The sequence below is a fragment of the Streptomyces sp. NPDC013187 genome (assembly GCF_042899705.1).
Taxonomy (GTDB): domain Bacteria; phylum Actinomycetota; class Actinomycetes; order Streptomycetales; family Streptomycetaceae; genus Streptomyces; species Streptomyces hawaiiensis_A.
In genome coordinates this window covers 359,896-371,847 of record NZ_JBIBAF010000009.1, presented here as the reverse complement: position 1 = coordinate 371,847, position 11,952 = coordinate 359,896, and the positions used below count along the sequence as shown (strand labels likewise).

Genomic DNA, 11,952 nt, shown 5'->3' with positions numbered 1-11,952 from the left:
GGTTCGAAGGTTGCATTCAACGGATCTGTGGACCGGTTTGTGGTGACGATGGGTAACCGCATCATCGTCATCACTCAGAATGGCGGTGTGTTCGGTCACGACATCAACGGCAATACTGTTGGGCCTGCGTTCGCGTTCGGCGGTTCGAAGGTTGCATTCAACGGATCTGTGGACCGGTTTGTGGTGACGATGGGTAACCGCATCATCGTCATCACTCAGAATGGCGGTGTGTTCGGCCACGACATCAACGGCAATACTGTCGGGCTTGCGTTCGCGTTCGGCGGTTCCAAGGTCGCAGTCAACGGAACGTTCGACCGCTTCGTCGTCACCACGGGCAACCGCATCATCGTCACCACCCAGGACGGTGGTGTGTGGGCCCATGACGTCAACGGCAACACCGTGGGGCCGGCGTTCCCGATGAACTTCGTCCTCTCTCACTTCACCTTCGCGAGCGGCATCTCCGCAGGGAACCGGCACCGGACGCTCGACCGGCACAGGTTCGCGTTGACGCGCATCGCGGCGTGCGGCAATTTGTCGGCGGAGGAGAAGACGAAGCTCCACCAGGTCTACGACCGAGCCATTCACCACACGACCCTCACCACGCCCGGCGTGAACGCGAGCGCGACGGTCGGCGGCTCGCGCCTGAATGTCAATTTCGGGGTTCTCTTCCCGCAAGGCGATGAAGAGATCTCTCAAACGATCATCCATGAGATGATGCACTGTGCAGGTTTTACCCACCCCACTCGCCGTGATCCTCCCGCCGGGAGCAGCTGCGCCGCGCCCAACCCCGCCGTGTTCGACTGCCCCGGTGACAACGGCGTGTACTACGGCACCGCCCCGTTGCGGGCGGAGTTCTGCATTGCGGGTGACCAGAGTGATGTGAGCTCCCGGCTCATGGAAAAGGCGGCCGCCGAGAGCTGCGTCATCGATGAGAACGGAGTGGCCGCCCTTCACACCGAGGCCTCGCGTCAGCCGCTCAGGGCGTCTTAGCGTTCGGTGTCGCGCGGTCGCGGTGCTCGCCACAACCATGGGCCGCTGACCTGGTTCGGCATCAGAGGCCCGTACGGGCTCTGCAGGGCCTGTCAGCCGGTCTCACGTCGGAGAGCCTGACAACGGGACCGAGGTCGAGCTCGGCGTCTTCCTGTTGAACGCGAAGTCGAGGCGCCGGTGCTCGATCTCGAGGCGGATCAACGTGCTTGGTCGGCTCCTCCCGCAGGAAACTTCCTGGTCGGCTGGTGACAGACCAAAGCGAGACAATGAAATTGAGTTCACTCCGGAGCTGAGAGCTGTGTCTCTATATGTGCTGGGTTTGAACCCGTCGAGTGGCGTGTGCCGGCACGAGTTGTTCCCGGGACTCATGGCCGCGCTGCTCGATGCGGCTGCCCGGCAGGCCGCCCCTCCGGCTGACCGCGCCTTCAGTGAACCTCGGCCCGAGCGGCTTCCAGGAGCGACCGCCAGTCGGGGAGTTTCACCACGCCCCTGCCCAGTGACGCGCCCAGTGCCGCCTCCGCCCGTTCGATCGACTGCCAACCCGTCCATTCCACCGGATCGATACCTTCCCTGCGCAGAGCGGGCAGGGGGTCGTCGGGGACCGTCTTCGCTGCGAGGGCGGGGGCGTCCTCCAGCAGGGACGTCGCCGTCTCCTTCGCGCAAGGGCGGTTCGTGCCGATGACGCCCGTGGGGCCGCGTTTGATCCAGCCCGCCACGTACTCGCCGGGGATGACGACGCCCTCGCGCAGGACGCGGCCGGACAGGTTGGGCACGGTTCCGACGGCCGGGTCGAACGGCAGGCCCTCCAGGGGGACTCCGCGGTAGCCCACCGAGCGCAGGACCAGCTGTCCCTCGATGACCTCGTGCCGGCCCGTACCCGTCACACCGCCGTGGCCGTCCGGCGCTGTGCGTTCGAACCGCGCGGCGCCCACGTGGCCCTGCTCGGCGAGGAGTGCGGCCGGGCGGAGGAAGAACCGGAGGTGGATGCGGCGTGGCGCGCCCGTCGGAGGTGTCTCCGCCCAGCCGCGCAGCACCTCCACGTTGCGGCGCTGGGGCGCGGGCAGCGCGGACGGCTCGGTGTACGCCGGGTCCAGGGCCAGCTCCCCCGGGTCCACCACGACGTCGGTCTCCGGCAGCGTGCCCAGTTCGCGCAGCTCTTTGGTGGTGAAGCGGGCCTGAGAGGGGCCGCGCCGGCCCACCATGTGGATCTCGGTCACCCGGCTGTCCGCGAGGGTGGTCAGGGCCGCCTGGGGCATGTCGGTCGGGGTGAGCTCGGCCAGGCCCCGGGCCAGCATCCGCGTGACGTCCACGGCCACGTTGCCCACGCCGACGACCACGGCCGACCGGGCGTTCCGCAGAAAGCCGGCGTCCACGGCGTCCGGGTGGGCGCTGTACCAGGACACGAACTGCGTCGCCGACCAGCTCCCCGGCAGGTCCTCCCCGGGGATGCCCAGACGCCGGTCGGTCGCGGCGCCCACGCAGTACACCACCGCGTGGTAGAGCTCCCGCAACCGCGCGACGGTCACGCCGCCGGGGCCGACCTGCACGCCGCCGAGGAACCGGACCCGGTCGTGCTCGAGAACCGCGCGCAGGTTGTTCTGCAGCAACTTGATCTTCTCGTGGTCGGGTGCCACGCCGTAGCGGACGAGGCCGTACGGGCACGGCAGCCGGTCCAGGACGTCGACGCGCACGTCTGAGTCCAGCTGGACGAGGCTCTGGGCGGTGTAGCACCCGCTCGGCCCGGAGCCTACGACGGCGACTCGCAGCACGGCGGAACTCCTTACCCGGGGGAACCGACGGATCTCAGGAGAGCGCTGACACCTCCAGCATCGCACCGGCCGGGCTCCGCTGACAGGGTGCAGTGCTCCACCCGCGGCGCGTGTCCGATCTGTAGGGAATGTGATCATGCGGTTACGTTCGACGTGTGCTGAAAGCATCCTTTCTGAATCTTTCTGATCGCTCTCCGGTGGACGGTGCGGTGTCCGTGCGCCCCGCGTGGGAAGTGCGGGAGAACGAGGGCACGACGCGGTGGTTCGAGTTCCGGCTGGTGTTCGCGGACGGTGCCCGGATCGATGCGCTGGTCGTCGTGGGTGACGGATGCGTCTGCGTCGAGGAGGTGCGGGCTCAGCCCGCGCTGTCCCTCGACGACCTGACCGTGCTCGCCGACTGGATCGAGGAGTCGGTGGCCGAGGCATGTGAACCCGGGGCCGGGCCCGACGGCTGCGGGGGCCAGGGGCGCCGTGCCAGGCCGGCCTGGCCCCGCGGGCCGGAAGGGCGTCGGCTGGTGGCGCGGGAGTACCGCGCGGCCCAGCGGGACGGCGCCGACCCGATCCTCGCCGTGATGGGTGCGACCGGGCACAGCCGTCGCGCGTCCCTCCGGCTGATCGGCCAGGCCCGGGACGCGGGCCTGCTGTCGCCGCGCCGCGCCCGGCGCTGAACGGACTCGGCCACCTCGGACGTCGGCGGTACCCGCTCGCCGATCAGCGCCGATTCCGAGCCCTGTGTGCGCAATTCAGCGGTCGTGCGGTCTGCCGGCTCGAGAGCGGGGGACCCTCGGGGTACTCGGCTCGGCCACGACTCGGTCTCGGCCCGGTGAACCGTGATGCAGTGGACGGCGTCACGTACGAGCGTGTGCCCATGCGCTTCGAGCGGAGTACGCCTTCACCGCGCTTGCCGGAGATCGATTCCAGACCTGGGCAGCCTTCGAACCCCCGGGGCGACGGGTTCGCAGGGGGCTGCATCAGCCTGATCGTGCTGCTCATGGAGATCCCGGTCGCTCTCCTGCTGGGGTTCACGTCGGTGATCCGTGGGTGGGGTCGTGCGGACGAGCACACCGCGGCACCCCCGGTGGACTGGGACCGGTCCTCTGGTTCGGCGGGTTCACCTTGGGCGTACTCGTGATCGCCGTGATTTTCCTGTGGTCGGCCCATCCGTTCGCGGGTGCGGTCCAACTGCTCCTGGCCGCCGTTGCACTGTTCTTCACGATCGCCGCTTGGCACGACCAGAACGAGCAACCGGGGCAGTCACGCCCAGTCACCCCGCGAACCGTCGCAGTCGGTCACCGGCGACCATGAAGAAGCGAGCTCACAGCATGTTCCGCATCCGGGTGATCTCGCTCGTCTGCTGTGCGATCACCTCGTCGGCCATCTCCTCGACGCGGATGTTGTTGCCCTGCCCCTTCACGTCCGTCGCCATGGTGATCGCACCCTGGTGATGCGTCGTCATCAGGGTCAGGAAAAGGTGGTCGAAGGCCTGCCCGTCGGCCGCGCGGAGCTTCTTCAGCTGGGCCTCCGTCGCCATGCCCGGCATCGTGGCATGCTCGTGCCGGTCGGCCTTCAGCGGCTTGCCGTACGACTTCAGCCAGCCCTTCATCGCCTCGATCTCGGGCTTCTGGCCGGCGGCGACGCGCTCGGCGATCCGCTTCACGTCCTTCGACTCGGCGCGTGACGGGACGAGTTCGGTCATCACCAGCGCCTGGGCGTGATGCTCGATCATCATGCGGACGTAGGAGACGTCGGCCGAGTTGGGGGAGTCGTTCTCCGAGCGCCGGTCGGTGGCCTCCTCGGCGGACAAGGTGCGGTTGGCCTCGCCGGGCTCACCCGGCGCGATCACGGCGGGCCCGTCCGCGGCGGCCGGCTTCCGGTCCGGAGCGGAGTCACATCCTCCGGTCGCGAGCACGGCCAGGGCGACCAGCCCCGTCGTGACGGCGGACACCCGGGACGCGCGGCGGAACAGCACAACGGCCTCCTGTGACAGGCGGGTTGGAAAGACCCTCGAGGTGCGGACGACGTACTGGCACGCTTCCGCGCGTCATTGATCGGAAAACTTCATTGCGATTCTGTTGCCCCCTGTTGGTATGAGCATGGCGAAGACGATACTGCGTGGTGCGTGAACCGTTCCGCAGCGAACGGAACCAGGGAGGAAAACAGTGATCCTGTTGAACGACCGCAGAACACGCCGCAGACGCCTGGGAGTCGTGGCAGCCGCCGGTGGACTGCTCGCCGCGCTCCTCACCGCCTCACCGGCAGGGGCCATCCCCGACCCGGGGGACGCGCCGCCCGCGCCGAAGAAGGTCTCCAAGAGCGCCCAGGCCGAGGTCCGAGAGGCCATCGAGAGCGGCGAGATACCCGGCCAGGACGAGATCGTCCACTCCGACAACATCAAGCACCTGGCCAACGTCCCCAAGGACGTGCTGCCGGGCACGAATTCGGACCTCGCCTTCCAGGGCAGGTACGCGTTCGCGGGCAACTACGACGGCTTCCGCATCTTCGACATCAGCAACCCCAAGGCGCCGAAGACCGTCGCCCAGGTGCTGTGTCCCGGCTCGCAGAACGACATCTCCGTCTCCGGCGACCTGCTGTTCCTGTCCACCGACTCCTCGCGCAGCGACAGCAGTTGCTCCAGCACCACCCAGCCGGCGACCGAGAAGTCCTCGTGGGAGGGCATGAAGGTCTTCGACATCAGCGACAAGCGCAACCCGAGGTACGTCGCGGCCGTCGAGACCGCCTGCGGCTCGCACACCCACACGCTGGTGCCCGAGCGGCGCAACGTCTATGTGTACGTCTCCTCGTACTCGCCGAGCGCCGCCTACCCCGACTGCCAGCCGCCGCACGACGGCATCTCCGTCATCAAGGTGCCGCGCAAGGCGCCCGAGAACGCGAAGGTCGTGGGCTTCCCCGTGCTGTTCCCGGGTGAGGGGCCGGACGGCGGCGGCAACCCGGGCGGACCCACGAACCCGGGCGTGTCCAAGACCACCGGCTGCCACGACATCACCGTGCTGCCCTCGAAGGACCTGGCCGCGGGCGCCTGCATGGGCGACGGCATCCTGTTCTCCATCAGGGACCCGGAACGCCCGAAGGTCATCGACCGCGTGCAGGACAACGTGAACTTCGCGTTCTGGCACTCGGCGACCTTCAACCAGAAGGCGAACAAGGTCGTCTTCACCGACGAGTTGGGCGGCGGTGGCGCGGCCACCTGCAACGCGGAGATCGGCCCGGACCGTGGTGCCGACGGCATCTACGACATCGTCGGCAAGGGCGACAAGCGCAAACTCGTCTTCCGCAGCTACTTCAAGATCCCCCGCCACCAGGCGGACACCGAGAACTGCGTCGCCCACAACGGCTCGCTCATCCCGGTCAAGGGCAAGGACATCATGGTCCAGGCCTGGTACCAGGGAGGCGTCTCCGTCTGGGACTTCACCGACTCGGCCGAACCGAAGGAGATCGCCTACTTCGACCGCGGCCCGCTGACCACCGACGTGATCAAGTCGGGCGGCTCGTGGTCGGCGTACTACTACAACGGCTACATCTACTCGAACGAGATGGCCCGGGGCTTCGACGTCCTGAAGATCGACGACCGGCGCACCGACCCGGCCCGCCGGGTCCACCAGCGCGAGCTCAACGTGCAGACACAGCCGGACTACTTCGACTGATCCCGAGGGTCGCACTCCCATGCGGCCCCGGTCGCGAAGAACCGCGACAGATCCGTGTCGCCCCTCCCGCCGGCGGCTCCGCCCTCCGGCGGGAGGCCCAGCTCCCAGTCGAGCCGGTAGCGCTTGAACAGCTCGGCGCGCAGCACCGGCACCGGCATCGGCACCCCCGGCACCAGGGCCGCGTACACGGCGCCCATCAGCAGCGCGCGCATCATCGGGTAGTCGCTCTCGACGTCCGGCGACCCGTGCCGGGCCATGGTGTCCCGCAGCAGCTCGGCCAGCCGCCGCTGCTCCGGGCACTGCATGAAGCCCTCGGCCTGCAGGATCCCCGCCATGTGCTGGCGCATCAGCACGGGCCGGTCCCTGGCCAGGCCCAGGATCGCGTCGATGGCCCGGGCCATCCGCTCCCGGCCGTCCTCGGTGTGCGGCTCGCGCTCCAGCGCCTCCTCCAGCGTGCGGTGCATCAGCCGGTGCACCGCGGACTGCACCAACTGCCGCTTGCCGGGAAAGTAGTACGACACCAGGCCGCGGGCCGACCCCGCCCGGTCGGCGATGTCGCCGAGCGTTGTCGCGTCGTAGCCGCGCTCGCTCACCAGCTCGACCGCCGCCTGCAGGAGTCGCTCACGCGAACGCCGCCGCAACTCTTCGTTCACCGAGGCGCTACGCGGAGACATGCTGCAACTCCTGTGTTGACTGGCTGCCAGCCAACTATACTCGGAAGGGTCCGGCCACGACCTGTCAGGTCCGGCCGGTGATGCCGTCTGCCTCGGGCGACGCGGGGGATCGTCCGAGGCGGGCGAGCAGTCGGCCCCGGTAGTGGCCTTGGGCTACCTTCCGGCGGCGGGACGCCCGGACACCTTCCTGCGGGCTGCGGGCCGGTTCAGCCCACCGGATCCAGGACCAGGCGCAGCCCGCCCGGCCGGTCGGCACAGCGCGGCGGCGCCCCGACAAGTCGGTGGACTCGACGCGGAAGAGGGTTCTTCGAAAAGTCGAAGAGCCCGGCGGTCATGCGGCGACCCTACGAGGCCGCGCCGTGCGGCGGGGGAAGATCCCGGGTCGAGGGCTGCCAGCGCCGGTGCACCCACACCGCGAGGGCCACCACCGTCGTGCCCAGCAGCCAGCCGCCCACCACGTCCGACGGCCAGTGGACACCGAGCCAGATCCGCGTCAGTCCGACCCCGGCCACGGAGACCACGGCCACCGCCACGGCGGTACGCCACACGGCCCGGCCGACGCCGTGCCGGTGCAGCAGCCACAGCAACAGACCGCAGACCACCGTGGCGGTCATGGCGTGGCCCGACGGGAACGCCGAGTAATGGGCGGAGTCGACGGGGTCGGGCCAGACCGGGCGGGGACGGTCCACCGCGGCCTTGATCCCCTGTTGCAGCAGGGTGCCCAGCGCGACGGCCAGCGCCAGCCACACCGCCGTCCAGCGGGCCGCCCATCGCACCACCAGCCACACCACGACGGCCGCGCACAGCAGGCGCATCGTCCAGGGGTCCCACACCCAGTCCGTGAGGATGCGGCACGCTTGGGTGAGGACCGGTTCGTCGACCGCCCAGCGGTGGGTGGTACCGGAGATGTCCCCGTCCAGGCCGATCAACGGGCTCCATCTGGCCGCGACGAGGACCAGCAGCAGCGCCGAGCACAGGGCCAGAGCGCCGGCGAGCCCGGCGGTGGTGCGGTGCTCCGGACGGGGCGGGGAGTCGACGGTCGTGGTGTGCATACAGCGATCCTCGCCGAACCGGGGGGTCCGGATCCAGTACGGGGACGATCTTCCGTCACCGGGGCGACGCGCTTCGGCCATGCAGTGTCCTCCGCGGGGTGTTCGGGAGCCCTCCGTTACCCCAGTGCCCGCAATCCCGGCACGAACGCCAGCAGCACCGGCACCACGGGGACCAGCGCGGCGGCCGCCGTCAGCCGCAGGCGCCGGGCCGCGGTCAGCCGGTCCGGGGGAGTGAGCAACCGGTCCACCCGGGCGGGGACATGGGCCTGCGGTGTCGGGCAGGGCCCGAACACACCGCGGTGCTCGTTCAGTTCGACGAGTGCCAGAGCCGTGGTCAGCCGGCCGAAGCGACGCGATGCCGTGTCGTCGGCGGCGAGTTCGACCAGGCGGTGCATCTCGTCGCGGAACGCGGCGAACACCGGCACCTGCGGAAAGCCGCCGGCCAGCGCCGAGGAGCAGTTCAGCAGCCAGTCGTGCCGGGCCCGGGCGTGGCCCTGCTCGTGGGCGAGCACGGCGTCCAGCTGCCGGCCCTTCAGCCGGTGCAAAGCGGCCGTGGTGACGACCAGTTGCGGGGGAGTGCCGGGCTGCCACCAGGCGTCGGGCTGCTCGCTCTCCAGGACGACCAGTCGTCCCGAGACGGCCACCTCGCCCGGCAGCAGCGGAGCCCGGACCAGCAGATCGGCCCGGCGACGGCGGCGCCGGGCGCGGGCCCTGCCGATCTCGCGCAGCAGCATCGCCGCGCTCCACAGCCCGCCGCCGGCCAGTGCGACCGCCGTGGTCGCCGCCCAGGGGCCCGCGGTGCCGAGGGCGTAGGCCTCGACGACCGCGCGCGGGGCCGTGGCGAAGAGGTGCCCGCCGACGGCGTGCCAGGCCGCGGCCGCGCTGAGCGTCATCGACAGGGCGCAGCACACGAGAACGGCCGCCACCACGCACTGCCACACCCACAGCGCCACCACCGGCTCACGGTCCGGCCAGTCCGCCCGGGCGAGCAGCCGGGGGGCGGCCACGGCGGTCAGGGCGCCGAGCAGCAACAGCGCGGCGGTGAGCATCATGGGGGCAGCCTATGAGCGCCGCCCCGCTCAGAGGTACGACTTCTGACACCGAAGTGACGCAGACAACGGCTCCGTCGGGGTGCCGGGGCCTCACGGAGGTGAATGCCGGGCCGGCGCATCGCCCGGGGGTGGGGGCCGGCGCATCGCCCGGGGGGTGGGGGCCGGCGCATCGCCCTAGGGGGGCCGGCGGATCCTCCGGCGGTGGAGGCCGACGGGTCTTCGGGGGCGCTGGGCGGCGGGTCTTCCGGGGCGCTGGGCGGCGGGTCTTCCGGGGCGCCAGGCCGACGGACTCCCGCGGTGCCGTGGGGCCCCGCTCACAGCGGCAGCAGCATCGCCACCATCGCGATCGCCATGGACAGCCGGCAGGCCCGAGCCAGTTCCGGCCGGTCGCCCCACCCGGCGGGGCCGGCACCCCCGGCCACGGCGGCGACCGGCACCAGACGGACGCCGGTCAGCAGCGCGTACCCGGCGAAGTAGAGCAGCAGCGCCCCGGTCAGCAGCGGAACCCCCGAACCGCCCTGACCGTGCGCGTGCGCGGGAGAACCGGCCATGACGACGGACATGTAGACCATCGCGGCGGCCCCCACCAGGTGATGGAGATGGTGCGCGCCGGCCCGCGCCGCCCACAGCGCGTGGACGCCCGCAGCCCCGAACACCGCGGCGTAGAGGGGCCATGCCCACGCGGGTGGCGTGTACACCGCCGTCGGCACGGCCATCGCGGCCATCCCGAACCCCATGAGTGCCTCGCCGCCCGCGGCGCTGCGCTGCCCCTCGGCGCCGCTGCGCATCCGCGCCAGGCAGTAGGCGCCGGTCACCGCGCAGAGCGCCACCAGCAGCCAGCCGGACGAAGCCGGTCCGTGCACGCGCACCTCCCCGTTCGACGGTCGGTCATTCGATGCCCGGGCCATGCGGCGCGCACGCGAGCGCAAGGGTGTACACGGGGAGCATTCGACGGAGCACGCCAGGTGAGGAGATATGCTTTACAGGTAAAACACGTGTTAATGTTCGGTCATGAGCAGTGCGCCCGCCACCCCGGTCACCCCGCCCGTCCGGCGTCTCCCCCTGGCGGGGGTGCTGCGCCCCGGCAGGCCCTCGGAGATCTGGTTCAAGCCCGCGCTGAGCGTGGTCGCGGCCATCGCCCCGCCCGCCCTCACCCTGCTCGCGCTCGGTCGGCTCGACCTGGTGATGTACGCGATGGCCGGGTCCCTGTGCGCGCTGTACGCCCACAACCGCCCGTACGCCGCCCGGGCCGGGGTCCTGGTGTGGGTGGTGCTGGGCATGCTCGGCGGGCTCGCCGTGGCCCTGGTCGCGGCCTCGCTCACCGGCAGCGCCGTCGTCCTGGTCACCGTCGGTGCGCTGCTGGCCGCCGCGCAGAAGGCGCTGTGCGACGCCACCCGGGTCGGTCCGCCCGGCAACGTCGTCCTCACGTTCGTCAGCTCCGCCTCCCTGTTCGCGCCGCAGGCCCTCGGCCAGGTGCCCGGACACCTGGCCCTGGCCGCCGGAACGGGAACCTGGGCCTGGCTGGTCTGCATGGCGCCCGCACTCCTCAGGCCGCACGGACCGGAGCGCCGCGCCACCGCGGCCGCCCTGAAGGCCGCCGCCGGGTACGCCGGCACCGGCGGCACGGGTGAGGGCCACGCCCGGGCCCGCGCCGCGGGCTATGCCGCCGTGCAGGCCGCTTGGCAGTCGCTGCTGTCCACCCATGCCCCCTCCCGGATCCGGCGAGCTCTCGAACGGCTCGTCGTCCGTGCCGAGGTCGCCCTCGCGGCGCCGACGGAGACGGACGAGGCCCGGCTGCGCACGTGGGCTGATTCACTGCGCGGCACCGGGCCCGTCCCGGAGGCCGGACTGCCGGACCCGGGCGCCGACGAACTGCTCGGCGTGGCCGCGGCCCGGCCCCTCCGGGCACGGCTGGGCCCGCTGACCCCGCTCGCGGTGCGTACCGCACTCGGCTGCGCACTCGCCGGCTACGCCTCCCTCGCCCTCGGGATCGGCCGCCCCTACTGGGCACTGGTCACCGCCGCCTCGCTCTACCAGGCCAACATCGCCCTCACCTGGAGCCGGGCCGTCCAGCGGGTCGTGGGCAACGTCGTCGGAGTGCTCGTCTTCCTGGCCGTCGTGCCGCTCGCGCACCTGGGTCCCGTGGCGCTCTTGCTGTGCTGCATGGCGTTCAGCTTCGGCGCTGAGGTGCTGATCAGCCGGAACTACTGGCTCGGCAGTGTCTGTGTGACGCCCATGGCCCTGCTCATCACGGAATTCGCCGGATACCAGGAGCCCAGGACACTGATGACGGAGCGGGTCGTGGACACCGTCGTCGGTGCGCTGGTGGGGTTCGTCGCCGCCGTGGCCGTCACCAACCGGCGCGCGGGCGACCGTGTCGAACACGCGCTGACCGCCGCCGACCGGGCCCGCGAGCACGCCGCCCGCCTCCTGGCCGAGCCGGACCCCGGCACGACGGCCCTGGAATCGGCCCGCCGCGGCCTCGCCGTCGCCCTGGCCGACCTGCGTGCCACCGCCGACGCCGCCGCCGGTGAATGGTGGCAGCGGGCCCTGCCCCAGGAGCGGGTCGTGCTCGCCGAGCAGTCCGGACACCGTACGCTCGCCGCGACGGCCCGACGCCAGGGCCTGCTCCCGGACCGGGACCCGGCCACAGAAACGGAGGACGCACGGCCATGACGCCGACCGAAGGACCATCGCCCGAGCGGAGCGACACGGGGCACGGCCCGCAGCCGGCGGCGGAGGGGCAGCCGGCC

General features: G+C 71.2%; 10 protein-coding genes. 4 read left to right on the top strand and 6 right to left on the bottom strand.

Annotated features, from left to right (window positions below; translation table 11 throughout):
- On the top strand, window positions 1–990 hold a 990-nt coding region (locus ACFY5B_RS21630), incomplete at its 5' end, for a hypothetical protein (RefSeq protein ID WP_389971523.1).
- 425 nt (window positions 991–1,415) lie between these two features.
- Here ACFY5B_RS21630 and ACFY5B_RS21625 read toward each other — a convergent pair.
- Window positions 1,416–2,759 carry an FAD-dependent oxidoreductase gene (locus ACFY5B_RS21625; RefSeq protein WP_389971521.1) on the bottom strand — a complete coding sequence of 448 codons (1,344 nt, stop codon included), beginning with the start codon at window positions 2,757–2,759 and terminating at the stop codon, window positions 1,416–1,418.
- 209 nt (window positions 2,760–2,968) lie between these two features.
- On the opposite strand from ACFY5B_RS21625, the gene ACFY5B_RS21620 reads away from it, so the two are divergent.
- The gene (locus ACFY5B_RS21620) at window positions 2,969–3,427 is read left to right on the top strand and encodes a DUF6214 family protein (RefSeq protein ID WP_389971519.1); all 459 of its coding nucleotides are present in this window, start codon (window positions 2,969–2,971) and stop codon (window positions 3,425–3,427) included.
- Window positions 3,428–4,074: 647 nt separating this feature from the next.
- Here ACFY5B_RS21620 and ACFY5B_RS21615 read toward each other — a convergent pair.
- Window positions 4,075–4,728 (bottom strand): DUF305 domain-containing protein, encoded by a 654-nt coding sequence (locus tag ACFY5B_RS21615; protein ID WP_389971517.1) that lies wholly within the window; start codon window positions 4,726–4,728, stop codon window positions 4,075–4,077.
- A gap of 190 nt (window positions 4,729–4,918) precedes the next feature.
- Here ACFY5B_RS21615 and ACFY5B_RS21610 point away from each other — a divergent pair, with 190 nt between their 5' ends.
- On the top strand, window positions 4,919–6,421 hold the full coding sequence (locus tag ACFY5B_RS21610; protein ID WP_389971515.1) for an LVIVD repeat-containing protein: 1,503 nt from the start codon (window positions 4,919–4,921) through the stop codon (window positions 6,419–6,421).
- On the opposite strand, the gene ACFY5B_RS21605 is transcribed toward ACFY5B_RS21610, so the two are convergent.
- From ACFY5B_RS21605 to ACFY5B_RS21590, 4 genes are all read right to left on the bottom strand, one after another.
- On the bottom strand, window positions 6,409–7,095 hold the full coding sequence (locus ACFY5B_RS21605) for a TetR/AcrR family transcriptional regulator (RefSeq protein ID WP_389971514.1): 687 nt from the start codon (window positions 7,093–7,095) through the stop codon (window positions 6,409–6,411). The genes ACFY5B_RS21610 and ACFY5B_RS21605 overlap by 13 nt on opposite strands.
- A gap of 344 nt (window positions 7,096–7,439) precedes the next feature.
- Window positions 7,440–8,147 (bottom strand): phosphatase PAP2 family protein, encoded by a 708-nt coding sequence (locus tag ACFY5B_RS21600; protein ID WP_389971512.1) that lies wholly within the window; start codon window positions 8,145–8,147, stop codon window positions 7,440–7,442.
- 116 nt (window positions 8,148–8,263) lie between these two features.
- A complete protein-coding gene (locus ACFY5B_RS21595; RefSeq protein ID WP_389971510.1) occupies window positions 8,264–9,199 on the bottom strand; it encodes a M56 family metallopeptidase in 936 nt (311 codons plus the stop codon).
- A gap of 314 nt (window positions 9,200–9,513) precedes the next feature.
- Window positions 9,514–10,062, bottom strand: coding sequence for a DUF5134 domain-containing protein (locus ACFY5B_RS21590; RefSeq protein ID WP_389971508.1), 549 nt, complete (start codon window positions 10,060–10,062; stop codon window positions 9,514–9,516).
- A 148-nt stretch (window positions 10,063–10,210) separates the two neighbouring features.
- Here ACFY5B_RS21590 and ACFY5B_RS21585 point away from each other — a divergent pair, with 148 nt between their 5' ends.
- Window positions 10,211–11,875, top strand: a complete 1,665-nt coding sequence (locus ACFY5B_RS21585; RefSeq protein ID WP_389971506.1) for an FUSC family protein — start codon at window positions 10,211–10,213, stop codon at window positions 11,873–11,875.
- Window positions 11,876–11,952: the final 77 nt, after the last annotated feature.

Bases quoted from the DNA above. Each gene is read 5' to 3' on its own strand.
- ACFY5B_RS21595 (WP_389971510.1), bottom strand. From the start codon at position 9,199: ATGATGCTCACCGCCGCGCTGTTGCTGCTCGGCGCCCTGACCGCCGTG.
- ACFY5B_RS21585 (WP_389971506.1), top strand. From the start codon at position 10,211: ATGAGCAGTGCGCCCGCCACCCCGGTCACCCCGCCCGTCCGGCGTCTC.
- ACFY5B_RS21605 (WP_389971514.1), bottom strand. From the start codon at position 7,095: ATGTCTCCGCGTAGCGCCTCGGTGAACGAAGAGTTGCGGCGGCGTTCG.
- ACFY5B_RS21600 (WP_389971512.1), bottom strand. From the start codon at position 8,147: ATGCACACCACGACCGTCGACTCCCCGCCCCGTCCGGAGCACCGCACC.